General features: G+C 39.8%; 9 protein-coding genes. 8 read left to right on the top strand and 1 reads right to left on the bottom strand.

Features of this window, described 5'->3' with window-relative positions:
• Positions 1–114: 114 nt before the first annotated feature.
• The 6 genes from TR08_RS12565 to TR08_RS33915 all read left to right on the top strand — a co-directional run bounded on the left by TR08_RS12565 (position 115) and on the right by TR08_RS33915 (position 10,305).
• A complete protein-coding gene (locus TR08_RS12565; protein ID WP_052427447.1) occupies positions 115–3,525 on the top strand; it encodes a polysaccharide lyase family 8 super-sandwich domain-containing protein in 3,411 nt (1,136 codons plus the stop codon).
• A 15-nt stretch (positions 3,526–3,540) separates the two neighbouring features.
• The gene (locus tag TR08_RS12560; protein ID WP_045518503.1) at positions 3,541–4,953 is read left to right on the top strand and encodes a sulfatase family protein; all 1,413 of its coding nucleotides are present in this window, start codon (positions 3,541–3,543) and stop codon (positions 4,951–4,953) included.
• A gap of 19 nt (positions 4,954–4,972) precedes the next feature.
• Complete coding sequence (locus tag TR08_RS12555; RefSeq protein WP_045518502.1) at positions 4,973–6,172, top strand: glycoside hydrolase family 88 protein; 1,200 nt, start codon at positions 4,973–4,975, stop codon at positions 6,170–6,172.
• Positions 6,173–6,197: 25 nt separating this feature from the next.
• Positions 6,198–6,791: a YesL family protein gene (locus TR08_RS12550; protein WP_045518501.1), complete on the top strand. Its 594-nt coding sequence runs from the start codon at positions 6,198–6,200 to the stop codon at positions 6,789–6,791.
• Between the two features lie 12 nt (positions 6,792–6,803).
• A complete protein-coding gene (locus tag TR08_RS12545; protein ID WP_045518500.1) occupies positions 6,804–9,431 on the top strand; it encodes a polysaccharide lyase 8 family protein in 2,628 nt (875 codons plus the stop codon).
• A gap of 661 nt (positions 9,432–10,092) precedes the next feature.
• On the top strand, positions 10,093–10,305 hold the full coding sequence (locus TR08_RS33915; RefSeq protein ID WP_045518499.1) for a sporulation histidine kinase inhibitor Sda: 213 nt from the start codon (positions 10,093–10,095) through the stop codon (positions 10,303–10,305).
• Here the strand turns inward: TR08_RS33915 and TR08_RS33910 are convergent.
• Positions 10,298–10,492, bottom strand: a complete 195-nt coding sequence (locus TR08_RS33910; protein ID WP_370576295.1) for a GerAB/ArcD/ProY family transporter — start codon at positions 10,490–10,492, stop codon at positions 10,298–10,300. The two genes, TR08_RS33915 and TR08_RS33910, sit on opposite strands and share 8 nt — an antisense overlap.
• A 142-nt stretch (positions 10,493–10,634) precedes the next feature.
• Between TR08_RS33910 and TR08_RS12535 the strand changes: the two genes are divergently transcribed.
• The gene (locus TR08_RS12535; protein ID WP_045518498.1) at positions 10,635–11,876 is read left to right on the top strand and encodes a helix-turn-helix domain-containing protein; all 1,242 of its coding nucleotides are present in this window, start codon (positions 10,635–10,637) and stop codon (positions 11,874–11,876) included.
• Positions 11,877–12,776: 900 nt separating this feature from the next.
• Entirely contained in the window at positions 12,777–16,880 is a 4,104-nt protein-coding gene (locus TR08_RS12530; protein ID WP_045518497.1) for a S8 family serine peptidase, read from the top strand.
• Positions 16,881–17,043 lie beyond the last annotated feature (163 nt).

Raw genomic sequence — 17,043 nt, 5'->3', positions numbered from 1 at the left:
CCTGCCCCGTCCTCCCGCAGGAGTCTTCGTGCCTTCCGCGCAAATCAACAGAGTGCCAATATCAACATTTAGCTTTAACACAGCCAAAGGATAAAAGGAGCGAATCGGATAAACATGAAGCAGATACGAAAAAAAGGATTGTCTATCTTTATTATTTTTTCATTACTAGTAGCGATGACCGCTCATGTGCCGTTTACTTTTGCCAATGAATCTACTTTATTATTGAATACTAGTTTTGAAGAAACTGAGGCGCCAAAATCAGGCTGGGATCAATTAGGTGCAGCAAAATGGAGTGTCTGGAAACCTACCGGTAGCCCCGTTGTATCAATTGCAAAGGATGCAAGCCGGACGGGTGAGTATGGTTTAAAAATCACAGCGGCACAATCTGCCAGAGCTGCCGTGTCACAGGATGTACCGGTTCAAGGCGGAAAAACGTATCAGTTAAGTACATGGTTGAAGACAGAGAATATCGTCAGCGGTCAAGGTGCAAGGATGAGAGTTGTTTTATATGAAGGAACCCAGCAGCTTGGCTTACTTTACTCTTCAAGATTAACCGGTACGAATGATTGGTCGCAAATCAAAATGGAGGTAAAGACTCCTGCCAATGCCGATAGCATCCGTGTCCAGCTTTTCTTCGAAACAGGAACGGGTACAGTCCTGTTTGATGACGTTTCACTGCAGCTCATCCAGCCAGCGACGTCCATTGTCATCGAGGAAAGTGAAACGACTATCAAAGAGCAGGAGACTGCTTCATTGCATGTGAAAATGGACCCCGCTGATGCGAGTTCCAAGATATCTTGGGAATCTGCGGATCAAACGATTGCTACGGTAAGTAATGGAACTGTGACAGGTGTGAAAGCCGGGGAGACAACGATTATGGCTTTTACAGATAATGGGCTTTATGCCACCAGTACAGTAAAGATTATCAAAAATGATGCGATTGAACGACCGGAGGCAACGGAGCTGGACCTGCAACCAAAGGAACTCCAGCTTGAATCAGGCCAAGTCCGATTGCTTCAGGCAATCATCGCACCTGCCAATGCCGATGCAGAAAAGCTGGTGTGGAGGTCTTCCAACGAAGCAGTCGCTTCAGTTCGAAAAGGTCTCCTTGAAGCGAAATCATCAGGAACAGCTGTCATTACGGTAGAGACAGAGGACGGTCGATTAAAGAGTGAAAGCCAGATTACCGTTACCGATGCGGTCCAGGATGAATATGATCAGCTTCGTAAAAAGCGGGAAAGCCTGATGACTGGTCTTGATTCGTACGACCCGTCGAATGAGCGGATGAACGAAATGATTGAGAGCCAGACAAAATCAGCGGAAGCACTTTGGAAAACGATGTTTAAAAATAACGACCGCTCTTTCCTTTGGTTTGATTTTGCAAGTACAGACGATTCGGCTGATATTCGAGACAGCTACCGCAATCTAACGATCATGGCTAAGGCTTTTGCCAATAAACATTCCTCCCTTTATCGCAATCCGCAATTGCTAAAGGATATTTCGGAGGCGCTTGAGTGGCTGTATCAAAACCGCTATAACGAAAATATTGCTCAATATAGCAATTGGTGGCACTGGGAAATTGGTGTCCCCAATGAATTAAACAGTTTAATGGTCCTTTTATATGATTATTTGGATCAAGAAAAGGTTCATCGCTACTTGAACGTAGTGGACCACTTCCAGCCGGATCCAACCAAATCCGGAGCCACAACCCCGGAGAAATATCGAGAAGCCCTTGGAGCCAATCGAATTGATGTAAGCAAGGTAGTCGGTGTGCGCGGGGTAATTGTGAAGGATGCTGGAAAAATTGCTGCTGCTCGGGATGCTCTAAGTCAAACGTTTGAAAACGTGACCGAAGGAGACGGTTTTTACGAAGATGGCTCCTTCGTGCAGCATGGGAATATTGCTTATAACGGGTCATACGGCATTGTTTTAATTGAAGGCTTGACTGATATGTTCGAGCTGTTAAGCAATTCTACCTGGAAAGTGACGGATCCTAAGGTTACCAATGTTTATGACTGGATTGAAAATGCCTATGAGCCCTTTATGTATAAAGGCGCTTTGATGGATATGGTGCGAGGAAGAGCAATTTCGCGTGATTTCCTTCAGGATCATCAGGCAGGGCATACCATTATTAAAAGTGTGATTCGCATGGCTCAATTTGCACCTGAGCCATATGCAGAAAAGTATAAGAGCATGGCAAAATACTGGATGCAAGAAGATTCGTACTTGGATTATTTTCAAAACGCAGGCAACTTCCGCGATATTACCTTAGCTAAGCAGCTTTTGGAAAATCAAGCGGTCACACCTCGTGGAGATCTTGATTTTCATAAGACGTTTGCTTCGATGGACCGAGTTATCCACAGTAAACCGGGCTATGCGTTCGGTATCAGTATGTACTCGAACCGGATACAAAATTATGAAGACATGAATGATGAAAACCGGAAGGGCTGGTACACGGGAGAAGGGATGACGTATTTGTATAATGCCGATCTCGCTCAATATAGTGATGATTTTTGGCCGACGGTAGATTCTTACCGAATGCCTGGCACAACCGTTGATACGATGCGGCGAGCGGATGGAAGTGGCGAACATCGATCCTCGGAGGCATGGACAGGAGGTTCGACGCTCAAGAATTTTGGAACTGCGGGAATGTCTTACGATGCCTGGAACAGTTCGTTGATTGCGAAAAAGTCATGGTTTATGTTCGATAACGAAATCGTTGCCCTTGGTGCAGGCATTAGCAGCAATGAAGAGCGAAATGTTGAAACAATTGTGGAGAACAGAAAAATCCGAAATGATGGTTCCAATGAATTGGTCATCAATGGCGAAAAGATGGATTTTAGCAGCGGTGTTCAAAACCATTCGGTTGATGCCAAATGGGCCTTTCTTGAAGGGAATGTTTCTGGAGCGGATATCGGCTATTTCTTCCCCGAAGGTAAATCGCTGAATATTAAAAAAGAAGAACGCAGCGGTGCATGGAAGGATATTAATTATGGCGGTCCGGCTGAACAAATCAAGCGATTCTACACAACGATCTGGTTTGACCATGGTATCCGACCTAACGATGACACATACTCCTATGTTCTCCTGCCAGGCCAGAATCAGGAACAAACTAGCCAATATTCTCAAAAGCCTGATATTCAGATATTAAGAAACGATCCGTCTGTTCAAGCTGTACATGATGTTATGGAGAATATCATTGGTGCGAATTTTTGGAAGGATGAGAAGCAAACGGCTGGTCCGCTGACCGTCTATCAAAAAGCCTCTGTGACAATGCAGGAGAAGGACGGAGTTCTTGAAATTGCCGTATCTGATCCGACCATGGAAAACAAAGGTTATATCGAAATTGAAATCGATGGTAAAGCGTTCAAGGTGTTAGAAGCGGATGAAAATATTACGGTGGAAAACACCAAGCCATCGATTAAGTTGAAGGTAAATGTGAGTGAGGCAAAAGGGAAAACATTCACAGCGAAATTGAAAATGATTCCGAGCCAAAAGGGCAACAGTCCAAATTCAATTAGATAATAAGGAGAGGGAATAATGGAGAGTAAACAGCAGCCGAATCTTATTTATATTTTTGCGGATCAATGGCGGCGTCAGGCGGTCGGTTATGAAGATGAAGATCAAGTCCTTACACCTAATATTGACGCTTTTGCCGGGGAGAGTGTTGTTTTTTCCAATGCTGTCACCTGCTCTCCATTATGCTCGCCTCACCGGGCATCATTGCTGACGGGCCGTTATCCGATGAGCACCGGGGTGTATACCAATTGTAAAATTGGTGCCGATGTTATGCTGAGTCCTGAGGAAACTTGTATTAGTGATGTGCTCGCCGATGCTGGCTATCAGACGGGATATATTGGGAAGTGGCATCTGGATTTACCGGAATTGAATGTCAGCGCGGAACCTGAATCCGGTGCCAAGGATTGGGATGCCTATACTCCTCCGGGGCCAAAAAGGCATGGTTTTCAACACTGGTATTCCTACGGAGCATGGGATGAGCATCTCTCCCCCCATTACTGGCAGGATAATCCTGAAAAAATTCAAGTGAACCAATGGTCTGTGGAACATGAAACCGATCAGGCACTGCAATTTATTAAAAATCGCAGCAGCAATCAGTCATTTGCGCTCTTTCTATCATGGAATCCGCCGCACAGTCCGTTTGATCAAGTTCCCGAAAAATATAGGCAGTTATATAACGGGGAGCAGATAATGCTGAGAGAAAATGTGAACCAATCGACATTCGGCGTTCATACGGGTGAACCAGTCGATGGCGGTTTGGAGGAATTAAGAGAGACGCAGATGAATTATTTTGCCGCGATATCTGGTATTGATGATCAATTCGGCAGAATTTTACAGCTGTTAAAGGATGAGAAGTTAGATGAGAATACAATTCTCGTTTTAACCTCGGATCACGGGGAAATGATGGGCTCCCATGGCTTAATGGCAAAGCATGTTTGGTATGAGGAATCGATTGGGGTCCCCTTTTGCCTTCGCTGGCCAAAGGTGATGGGGCCAGCAAGAACGGATGTTTTACTTAATACGGTTGATATCATGCCAACCCTGTTAAGTTTGCTTCAACTGGACATTCCGAATTCGGTTGAGGGAACCGATTTATCTAGTTTTTTGATTAAGCGAGAATGCCAGGGACCTGAAGCGGCATATATGTGCGCATATCCTGGTCGTAAAGAAGCAATTGAAGCTTTCCGAGATGCGGGACTGGATAACCGTGCTTATGGATGGAGAGCGGTTCGAACGAAGCTATTTACGTATGTCATTCACCATGGCTATGCCCCTGGTGATGAACGTATCCGTTTGCTGTATGACTTAGAAAAGGATAAATTCCAGCTGCAGCCTGAAAAAATAGAAGATCCCTTTGTCCATCCGATTGCAAAAGAGCTGGAACAGCAGCTTCGTACATGGCTTAAAGACATGGAAGATCCTTTTTTATTATAAATTTTTGAGGTGATGTAACATGACGGTTTTTGTTGATGAAGTGAAGAAAGAAAAGATACAGAATATAGAACGGTTTGAGACTGCTCCAGCTGTAGACCGCACTTTTGTAAAAAAAGCGATTCAGCATGTTTTAGCAAAAATAGATCAAAGTTTAGATGTTTTCACCGACACGTTCCCAGATTCCAACAGTGAAAACCTTATCTATAAACCGATTAAAAACCTGGAATGGACGACAAGCTTTTGGACAGGAATGCTTTGGCTTGCCTATGAATATACCGGTGAAGAAAAATACCGAAAAGTAGCAGAAATACAGGTTGAAAGTTTTAAAGAACGGATTGAACAAAGGATTGAAGTAGATCATCACGACTTAGGATTTTTATATACTTTGTCCTGTGTCAGCGCCTACAAGCTAACCGGTAACGAAGAGGCAAAAAACATTGCCATCCAAGCGGCTGATTTATTGATTACTAGATACTATGATAAAGCAGGAATTATTCAGGCCTGGGGAGATTTAAATGATCCAAAACAGCGGGGCCGTATGATTATTGATTGTAATATGAATCTTCCATTACTTTACTGGGCTTCTGAAGTGACAGGAAAAGCGGTGTATCGCGAAATTGCCGATTCCCATGTCAAGCAGGCAGCCAAATACATTGTCAGGGAAGATGCGTCTACCTTCCATACTTATTATATGGATCCCGAGACAGGAAAACCATTGTATGGAAACACCCATCAGGGATATGCAGATGATTCCTGCTGGGCACGCGGGCAAGCTTGGGGTATCTATGGATTTCCACTCAGCTACCACTACACGCAGGACTGGAGTTTAATCGAGTTATCGAAGAAACTGACAAACTATTATTTAAATAGACTGCCGGAAGATCAAGTTTGCTACTGGGATTTAATTTTTACAGATGGTGAGGAAGAGCGCGACAGCTCAGCTGCTGCCATTACCGTGTGCGGATTACTGGAGATGACGAAGCATTTGCCGTTAACGGATCCGGAAAAGAAAGTTTATGAAAATGCAGCGCTCGTTATGATGCAGTCCCTATCTGAAAACTATACAACGGAGATTGATAGTGAAGCCAACGGGATTCTCAAGCACGCGGTCTATTATAAAGCTGGCGGCCGCGGTGTCGATGAAAGCTGTATTTGGGGCGACTATTATTATTTTGAAGCGTTAATCAGGCTTGCGAAGGATTGGAAAATGTATTGGTAAAACTTTGGGAAAAGGGATGAAAATAATGGATGGGAAAATTTATAAAGCAATGGAATTTATCATGAATGCATTTTTGTTAAATCTCCTCTGGCTGGTTCTCAGTGTTCCAATCTTGACGATTTTCCCTGCGACAACAGCGTTGTTCGGGGTTGTCCGAGAGTGGAAAAAACAAAACGATATTCGAATTTTTTCCGCCTTTTTTCGACTGTTTAAGGAGAATTTTAAACAAAGCTTTTTGGTCGGTATTGTGTGGCTGGTTTTTACGGGCTTACTTTTGGGAGATTTTATTATAACAAATCAGGTAAATTCCAGTGTAAAATACATCCTATTTTCATTTTTTTTCCTATTGGGAATCTTGTACTTGTTTGTTTCCATCTATATCTTTCCTGTCATGGTTCATTATCAAGTAACTTGGAAAAATGCGATTAAAAATGCGGTGCTCCTATCGATCAGCCGCTTGCATCATACGATTCTATCTATTCTCATCATTGCAGCTGGCATCGTTCTATGTTTCTATCTACCGGCTGCGATGATGCTTAGTTTCAGTATTAGTGCTTATCTCGTCTACTCCATAGTAAGTAGAGGATTTCACCATGAAAATACGAACAATATTTCATAGGATGGTGTTTTTATGGAAAAAAATCTAAAGCGAATTTTAGCTTCGTCTCTCGCATTATCAACCTTCTTAACGATTCCGGTGATTGATTCTAACAACCTTGTAAAAGCCTCTGAATATTCAACTTCTCAAGTAATAAGTCAAATGAACACCGCGGATGTTTTAACGGAAATGAAGAAATTAAAATTAAACTATCGAGAGTATCTTGCTGGAAATGAGAGTATCAATCAAAATCCCGTACTCGATAGTAAAATTAATTCTGTCCACAACACGGCAAATTCAAGACTTTCTGCTTTCATTGCGGCTGAAGACAGAGAAACAGCTTTATTTAATAATCTTGCTCTTGGAGAGAATGATACTAATTTAAGTAACTCCTATTTGTACTTATATCAAATGGCACTTGCTGCAAAAACTTACAAGCGGTCAGATTTAAGCGGAGTCAATTTATATCAAAATCAGGATACCATCAATAAGGTTATCGAGGGCTTAGATTGGCTTTACAAGAACTATTTTGAAAATCAAGAAAAAGGGTATTATGGCAACTGGTATTCATGGGAAATAGGGATGCCGATGAATATCACGAAAATTTTACTTCTTTTAGAAGATGAAATTCGCAGCTATAAGCCAGGATTAATCGATGCCTATGTGAAGTCAATGGACCTGTATTTACGAAACGGCAAAGATGGTGATATCGATTTAACTTCTCGCTCCCATACCGGCGCGAATCTTGCCGATATTGCCACCAATCGAATCATCCAAGGGGCGCTGATTGGTAATGAGGAGAGGGTTTCAAAGGCAGTAGATAATATCCTAACTGTTTTTAAAACGATTGATCCTAACCAAATCATTAATGGGAATACAGATGGGTTTTATGAGGACGGATCATTCATTCAGCATCACAGAGTTGCTTACACAGGTTCTTATGGAAAAGTCTTATTTAACCGAATCATCCAAACGATGAACATATTAGATGACAGTCAATATAATCCTGAAGAAATCTTGGTTCCAACGGTGAAAGAATGGATATATAAGGGGTTTTCTCCCGTCATTTTTGAAGGCTATATGATGGAAATCGTGAAGGGCAGGGCATTATCTAGGACTGGTACAGGGTATCAGGATGTTACTAGTATTGTTGAGGCAATGGTAGATTTAAGTAGCTATCTAAATGAAGAAGAGAGTAAAGCGTTACAATCACATATAAAATATATCGCCGACTCTTCAAAAGTTAAGGTGTCTAGCGGATCCTTTACATCGTACAAACCTATTATCCGTTTTCATCAGATAATGGAAGATTCCAGTGTTAAGGCGAAAAATGGGATTGAAGAATCTAACCACTATGCCTTTAATTTAATGGATAAAACCGTCCATCTAAGAGATTCCTATGCATTTGCCTTTTCAAGAAGCTCCAATCGAATCAGCAAGTATGAATATATGAGCGGGGAAAATTTAATGCCGTGGTTCCAAGGTGACGGGGCCTATTATTTGTATCTGTCTGGGCGGGATCAAACCAAACAATTTGGGGCAAATTATTTTGCCGCGATAAACCCTTATAAGCTCCCTGGGACAACGGTTCCTGTTGAAGAGAGGAAAACGATTCCTGAGCTATATGGCGGAAAGCTATTCTATGAAAATACGAATCATCCATTGAACTTTTATGCATCATCGACATCACAAAATGATTATGTGTATTTTCCAGTAGGAACTAATACTTTTTCGGGCGGAGTAAAGCTTGGTAAATATGGCGTTTCTGGTATCCAGCTTGGGGACGAAATTGGCTATAAGGCCAAACAGGATGGGCTGTTACCTGAGGAGTTTGTTGTCTATAAAAATGCTGAAGCCAATAAGTCCGTCTTTATGTTTGACGATGAAATTGTGTTATTGGGGTCTGGTATCAAAGATCAGATGGGCAGAGAGGTTATTTCGACGATTGATAATCGAATGTTTGATGTCAAAGAAACTAGCAGTATAGCTGGAGAAACCTATGATGGCCGCTCATTACAGGATCCGGCTAATGGGGAATATGATTTGAAATGGATAAACTTTAATACGGATGCTGAGGGGACTCAGATAGGATATTATTTCCCTGAGACCGCTAGTATCAGTGTCAATAATGATACCATTACGGAAAGCCTAAGGAAAATTCGTACGTCAAACCCGGATACAAAAGTAACGAAGAATTTCTTTACATTGGGATTGGACCATGGCAGGAATCCACAAAATGCTTCCTATGCTTATGTGATTCTACCTAATTTCGATGTGGACAAAACGAAACAATATGCAAAAAGCCCGAGCATTCAGGTATTATCCAATACAGAAGAGGTTCATGCAGTCGAAAATAAGAAGCTGGGAATCAAGGGATTTAATTTCTTTAGTGATAAAAAGAAGACCGTTAGTAATATCACATCCTATAATCAAGCTTCAATTCTTGTGAAAAATGAAGGTGATACAATCACAATCGCCGTATCTGACCCCACTTTTAAGCTGGATAAAATGAAGCTTGAAATTGAAGCTTCGAACCCTGTTGTAGTAGCAGCAAGTGAGGGAGTAAAAACCTCAGTATCTAGCAAAAAGACTCTAATTCATATCGATTCGGCGAATTCAAATGGCAAGAGTTTTGAAATAAAGCTAAAAATAAATGATTAACCCAACATCAAATAATTTTTCTCAAATTACGGTCCATGAAATCCCTTTTCATGGACCGTAAATATTATTTTTTCAGGTTATTGTCCAAGGAAGGGTTCTATTCACGAGCATCTAAATTCTTAGGTTAAGAGGAGTATTCTCTATGAAAAAACCAAATATTTTATTGATTACGAATGTATAGATACAATTTCGCTTTAGCTTGGTGGGCATGTGGCGGTACCCCTTTTATGATTATTTAAAGCGATTGCATAAAATAAAAAAATATGATATTTTAAACTTGTCTGAAAAATAGACAGGTTTAAAATCAGCAAAATTTTCAACTAAAGGATCAAAATAAAACGATGATTACCACTAAACAGCCCGTTTCGATTCCCAACGGAAGCCATCATGTTCCCGTCGTTCAGTTGCTGGTGGTACCCCATGCCCATCAACTTAAGAATGGAAACAAAGTGTACTTTCATTTTGTAGAGGTAAAGCATTCCTAAAATAGAAGCATACTCTTAATATTCATATAGTTATGTAAGGAAAGCATTAGCTCATTATTTTATTGGGAAAATTGTTTTTGGAAGAAAAACATTACGAAATCATAATGAGCTATATAAGTACAATTTGAATTTTCTACATGTCTTTAACTATGTATGATTCATGAGGGGTGTTAACGATGATTCAGAAGTTAAATGATCAATTATTAATCGATATTTATGTTGAAGCAAAGGAATTAAAACTTGATTCTGACTTTATTTCTTTGTTAGAAGAAGAAATACAAAGAAGGAATTTACTATTAATGCGGCATGAGACAGATCAATGTCAAGGTTCTGGTGCAAAGATAAAAGAGAATAAAGCTCATATACTCCTAGCTGAGCGAGCTAAGTAAAAATGGAATATTGATTAATATATGAAGGAAATATTATTAACAAACAGATATAAGTAAGAGAAGAAAAATGTAAAAATAATAGAGCTTTGATTAACGGTTTGATCCCTGTATCGAAAACGGGCTGTATATTTTTGAACTTTGATTTCAGGAGAAACAAAATGATTAGAGTTAGCAAGCGGGGTTTCACACAGGACTTTCAACCCGCTTTTTTTATTGCAATCTTTAAATTTTTTATTAAAAATAGTCATAGAGACCCAATTGGAGTTGGGGTCATCTTTAGTAAAATAAGAACATAATTCCAAATTGGCGAGATTAAGAAAGGAATCACCATGCTAGAGGGACAAATAATCAAATTCTATCGTGAGCGTAAGAACATGATGCAGCAGGATTTAGGAATTGGCATCTGTTCGAGGACACATATAAGCAAAATTGAACGAGGATTAACAGAAGTCTCTAAACAAACGATAGATTTACTATCAGAGCGGCTTGGTATTGATATGGTATCAGAAATTAAAACATACAATGGCATAGATTCCATTTTAAAAAAATGGCATGAATCGATCATTTTAAAACTGAATACAAAGGCTAAGAATCTAAAGGAGCAATTAGAAGCAATTGCTCTACTACATATGCCGGATATTTATCGTTCCTATACTCTCGTACTCACAAGATATTATTTATTGATAGGGCAGGGGCATCAAGCTACATTTCTAATTGCTGAAATGGACAAATGGTCTAATCTTTCACCATATGAAAAAAACATGCTTCTTCACATTAAAGGGATCAATACATTGATAAATAAGGAATATTATAAGGCAATTTCATATTTTCAAGGAATCGATCTAACCTATTACAACAACCAAGAGTACTATTATCATTTGGCTTTTGCCTATCATTCTCTGAATTCACGAGTATTGGCTTATTATTTTGCCGAAAAGTCCCTGCGCTTTTTCACAGAAGTGCGCAGTTTTACGCGTATGATTGAAGCAGAAATGCTTATGCTGGTCCAAGTAGAGGGGGACGAGTTTTACGATCCAAAAGATACGGAATATCAAAGATTAATCGAGATGACCGAAAACATTGGATTAGACCATCAAAGAGCAATGCTGACCCACAATCTCGCATACCAGAAAGTTCGCCAAGGAAATTATGATAAAGCTTGTGAATACTATAAACAATCTATGGACATAAAAGACCCTCATACAGCCCTTCATATAGCCTCTTTGGAAGGCTATATAAATGCATTAACGAAACAAGGATTGAAATCAACCGAAGAATTGCTCCAATTGGTCGAAAAGGGTATTGCTCTTTCTGAAGAAATAACCGAGCCAATCTATATACATTTCTTCTATTTACATAAATATAATCTTCAAAACGAAAAAGAGCTTTACTACCATTACCTTGAAAAAGAAGCATTTCCTTATTATCAGAAAATGGCACATGTTCGCTTATTTGAACATTATGCGATAAAGTTGTTCGACTATCATATGGAAAAAGGCAATGTCGAAGAAGCAAATCAATACGCGGCGTATCTCGTGGAAAAATACCGCAGAAACGATAAATTTGCTTGATCTTTAAACTACTACTAATAATAAAGGAGAGAGGATGTTTTTTTCTGCTTGAAAAACAGAATTTCCTCATAAACCAATTTATATTAAAAAAGATCATAATAGAGTTACTGAATTAATTGTTAGTAAAATATGATAATGTTCAGATTGTCGACAAAAGGTATCGAGAGTACGCCCTCTCGATACCTTTGTCATTTTTGATATGTATTGTAGAAGAAAAGATTGATTTCTGCTCCAGTCGCTTGCTTTCCGTGGGGGCGTTCGCCCTGAGCGGAAAGCAACTTCTCTAGTTCTTAGTTAACTTCTTCTTCGAGTTTGTCTACAGTCTGATATGATAATGTCTTCACTTTAATAGATTTTGCTTTTCTATAATGATTCTCCCAAGAGTATCTGTTTTACGAACAATCCCTGTAGCTTTCAAGATCCTAACACACCTTTAGATATTAATTCCAAAAAATAAATATTGCACCATCCCATAATACTATTATTTAGGTGTAGTCACCCTTATTTTTAAATCCCCCGGTTCCAGCCACCATGTTCATAAAATAACTTTTCTTTCGTACGACGGACACGCAAAAGAAAGGAAACTCCTAATCTAGTAAGAAAAATAATCTATAATAGGAAAAAAATGTTAAGGAATGTAGAGATAAGGCGAAAAATGAGAGAAAAAACCCCACTTTGATTATGGAGTATTTAGTTCTTAAGTACCGAAAGTAACTATAAAATTTAAGCTATTTTACTAGGGAAGAAAAATTAGATACCCCAAAAGTCACAGACAAAACCCCAATAGCTACTAATTGAAAATGGCATTACTATATAAATGTAATATTCGAAATTTTTCGGAAAGGAGCAGTTGTTTACTAGTATTCTAAAAGTTTAGCAAAATTGGAAAGCGGGGGTCTTATGCAAATTAATTCATTCATTAAGAAAGCAGCTGCTTTAGCGTTTTCAGCGGGCTTAATAATCTCACCTATTCATTCGGTACTTTCAACTGAAGCAGTAGCACAAGAACTTAAGACAGCGGACATTCTGTCATCTTTGACAAAGGAACAGCGAGAAGCATTGAACCAATTGCAAGTGAACAAGCCTACAGGCCTGCAAGGATTCAGTGAGGCGGAGTTACAGTCGAAAGAAGATATTTCCGTCATTGTCGAATTCAAAGCGAACCCTGGTAAAGTAGCTGTATTAGAAGCAGCTGCAAAAGGCAAAACATTAAAAATTGAAGACGCTGCTGCGAAAGTCGAGAAAGAACACATAACCTTTAAAGAAGACATTAAAAAATACTTGACACAAGGGAACCCCAAATCAAAAAACAGTTCTAACTCCATCACCCAGACGTTCAAAAAAGCTTATAACGGCGTAGCGATGACATTGCCCGCCGATCAAGTAAAACTCCTATTGGAATCTGATGTTGTACAAGCTGTTTACAAAAATCAGACCTTTACGGTTGATCCTATTAAGCAAGATCTTCCAACAGATGTTGATCGAGAAATTACTACTTCTGTTGAGAGTATTCCTTATTTAAAGATTGATAAGTTGCATGAGGAAGGCATTACCGGAAAAGGCGTAAAAGTAGCTGTTCTTGATACTGGGATTGACTATAATCACCCGGATTTAAAGGATGCATACAAAGGTGGTTATGATTTTGTAGAAAATGATAACGACCCAATGGAAACAACGTATGCTGATTGGCAGAAATCGGGTAGACCTGAAAGAAATCCTTTTACCGGCTCAACCTATTACACAGAGCATGGTACGCATGTTTCTGGAACCATTGCAGGCCAAAATAAAAATAATAGTGAAGTTTCTGTAGAAGGTGTAGCTCCAGATGCTGAGCTTTATGTATACCGCGTTTTAGGAGCCTATGGAAGCGGAACAGGTGCAGCGATCCTGGGAGGTATTGATAAAGCAGTGGCAGACGGAATGGATGTCATGAACCTTTCATTAGGGGCAAATATAAACGATCCGTATTTTCCATTAAGTACCGCGATTAATTATGCTGTGTTGAGTGGTGTGACGGCTGTTGTTGCTGCAGGAAATGCAGGTCCAGATTTCTACACGGTAGGTACACCAGGTACAGCTGCACTAGCTTTAACGGTAGGAGCAAGTGATGTTCCTGTTAAAGCAACTTCATTTACAGGCAGCATTTCAGGAGACTGGTCCACTAAGCTCATCAGCATGGGAAGAAGCTATGCGGATAATCTCTCCACATTAAATGGGCAATCACTTGAGCTTGTCGATGTAGGCCTAGGCTCAACATATGACTATGAAGGCAAAGATGTTAAAGGGAAAATCGCTTTCGTTCAACGCGGGGAGTTTGCCCTCGTGGACAAAATCAAATTTGCAAAACAACATGGGGCAGCCGCTGTTATTATGTATAACAATGTAGACGGACAGATTGGCACCAATCTAGGGGAATCCGTTGACTTCATTCCTACTTTTTCTATTACAAAAGCGGCAGGTGAGGAATTAAAAGCGAAAATTGCTCAAGGGAACACAGCATTCACTTTCTCAAATTTGCAAGATATCGTAACTGAAGGAGATAAATTAGCTTACTTCAGTTCAAGAGGGCCAGTCGAGGGTACTCTTGATATAAAACCAGAGGTCGTTGCTCCTGGGGTAAGCGTGCTTTCTACAGTCCCTTCTTACATTACTAACCCTACACATCAAGAAGACTATAAATATGCCTATGCACGTCATGACGGAACATCGATGGCTACCCCACACACGGCTGGAATTGCCGCATTATTATTACAGGCGAATCCGAAGCTTGATCCAGATGATATTAAAACAATACTTATGAATACGGCAGATCCGTTAAATGGTGAGTATAGTTTGTATGAAATGGGAGCAGGTCGTGTAGACCCTTATCAAGCCATTCATGGCGGAATGAAAATGCAAGTGACCGATGAAACCTTCATTCCAGATGGTGAGGATTTCATGAAGGTCAAAAATCCATCCGGTGATATAATGTTTGGCTTTTACGACCGTGATGTGACAGGAAGCAATATTCGTGTGAGTAAAAACATAAGCTTCACAAACAATAGTGACATCACTAAAAATTTCACTGTTTCTGTAGAAGAAAATGTATTGAAAAATGATACGAACAGCCTGAGTAAAAATGGCGTTATCGTTAGCACCAGCAAAAGTATTACAGTACAAGCCAACAAAGAAGTGAAGCAAAATGTATTTTTGACAGCGCCAAAGACGGCAAAATGGGGTCTATACGAAGGGTATATCGTACTGACGAATAAAGCGGATTCATCCGATAAGTATCGCATTCCATTTAATTTCTATATTGAAAATAATGCTGCCTATGCTTTAGATCTCTATTCGCATTCCATTTTACCGAAACATTTAGATCAAGATCCAGAGAGACGGAGACCTAACTATCATTATCTTGCTTATGGCAACCTTACGGTAATCAAACCCTTGAAAACATTGGATGTCACCCTGCAAGATGCAGAAACAGGAAAAGAGTTAGGTTTTGTCGGAACAATGCCAGATTTAGAGATTCTTCCACCGGGTATCGAAATTAACGTATCACTCTTTACTGGGACGTACTATGCATTTACAGGCGACCCTAAACAGCCTATTGCAAAAGAAAAGAGTTATGCAAAACCTGGCCACTATAAGTTGAATATTACGACTGTAACTCAAGCTGGAGCAGTGAAGAATGAAGCGCAGGATGTTTTCATTGATATTGACGATCCTACATTTACAAGTTCATTAGATGGACCGTCTCCGTTCCTTGAATACAAACCAGGTCAACAAACGTATCCATTCAATATTCAAATTACCGATCCTCTCGTGGCAGAAATGCAGAAAGCAGGAATAGATATCGACCAATCTTCGAATGAGGTGATTCCTAATTGGGACCCTAAGCAACCTCTCTATCCGATTTCTATGGATAAGGACGGAAAATGGGCAAGTGTAGTTAAACTAGATGAAACCGTTCGAGCACTGCGATATACATTAGATGGATTTGATAAAGCCGGTAATTTAGTACCAACAAAAGAATATTTCTTTGTCAAAGAAGGGACACCTGTTACGTATGCAAAAAGCGATATCAAAAAAGTAAAAACAGGTGAAACGATTAAAGGCCAATTATTCTTGGATAATGTAAGCGATGCGAAAGAAGTGGTTTGGAACTTGAAAGATCCATCTGGCAAGGCAATTTTAGTGGATGCCAAACTTGCGAATGGAGTTTCAGACAAAGCAACCATAACAGTGAATGGAGATGAGGTAAAGGTTGTCTTTAACGATTCCAATTTGACATTTGATCATACGGCTGTTGTGGATGTTACGGTAAAGGTAAGGGATGAAATCTTCACTTTAGGGGCTAGCATCAATCCAACGGCTACTGTAATAAATAGTCAAAATCAAACTAGTAAACTACTTAACGCCGGTTACAATTTTGAGGTTCTGCCGCAATTTAATGCCGTTTCTGGCCGAGTAACGCCGGACGGATTCCGTACTTCTAAGTATAGTTCTGTTCTTAATCCAACAGAGTGGATAAAGGCTGGGGCATCGCTAAAGCTCAAGGATTCAAGCGGATTTACTTTTGACGCCACTCCTTTAATCAGTGTAAATGGAGATTACAGTGTAGGAAAGCTTCCTTTAAGTAAGGATCCATATACTTTAGATATTAAAGTACCTGGTCACTTTGAGGTGCATACTAAACAACCGATTGGGTTTGAAAATAAGGGAGAGCTTTTTGGTCAAAATCTTTATATCTACCCATATTTAGTTGATCTAAAAGCTGGTGATGTCAACCAAGATAACGTCATTGATGTTTTAGACGCGATTGAAATTCAAAAAGCTTGGCAGACAAGCAACCGTGCGGCGGATATTAATTTTGATGGTACTGTTGATGCGAAAGACATCGGCTTTGTTAAAGAGAATTACTTATTGCAAAACAAATATGCTGAAAATCCACCAGTTGCAAAAGAAACGCATGATGGCAAGACATTAGACAGTATTTTGAAAGAGCTGGGGATTCAGTAAATAGAATGCATTTCATTCATCGAATTGTAAACTAATTAATTCCCCTACCATTTCAAGAAATATTTCTTGAAATGGTAGGGGTCCATCAAGTAATGGTAATTTTTCGCAATTATATTTATTTTCCGACATCAATAACAAAAAGAAATCAACGAAAAAATAATGA

The sequence above is a fragment of the Neobacillus niacini genome (genome assembly GCF_000759675.1).
Lineage (GTDB): Bacteria > Bacillota > Bacilli > Bacillales > Cytobacillaceae > Neobacillus > Neobacillus niacini_A.
This window is presented reverse-complemented; position numbering and strand designations above follow the sequence as displayed.

Excerpts from the sequence above, each read along its gene's own strand:
- TR08_RS12565 (WP_052427447.1), top strand. The coding sequence starts at position 115 with ATGAAGCAGATACGAAAAAAAGGATTGTCTATCTTTATTATTTTTTCA.
- TR08_RS12560 (WP_045518503.1), top strand. The coding sequence starts at position 3,541 with ATGGAGAGTAAACAGCAGCCGAATCTTATTTATATTTTTGCGGATCAA.
- TR08_RS12555 (WP_045518502.1), top strand. The coding sequence starts at position 4,973 with ATGACGGTTTTTGTTGATGAAGTGAAGAAAGAAAAGATACAGAATATA.
- TR08_RS12550 (WP_045518501.1), top strand. The coding sequence starts at position 6,198 with ATGGATGGGAAAATTTATAAAGCAATGGAATTTATCATGAATGCATTT.
- TR08_RS12545 (WP_045518500.1), top strand. The coding sequence starts at position 6,804 with ATGGAAAAAAATCTAAAGCGAATTTTAGCTTCGTCTCTCGCATTATCA.
- TR08_RS33915 (WP_045518499.1), top strand. The coding sequence starts at position 10,093 with ATGATTCAGAAGTTAAATGATCAATTATTAATCGATATTTATGTTGAA.
- TR08_RS12535 (WP_045518498.1), top strand. The coding sequence starts at position 10,635 with ATGCTAGAGGGACAAATAATCAAATTCTATCGTGAGCGTAAGAACATG.
- TR08_RS12530 (WP_045518497.1), top strand. The coding sequence starts at position 12,777 with ATGCAAATTAATTCATTCATTAAGAAAGCAGCTGCTTTAGCGTTTTCA.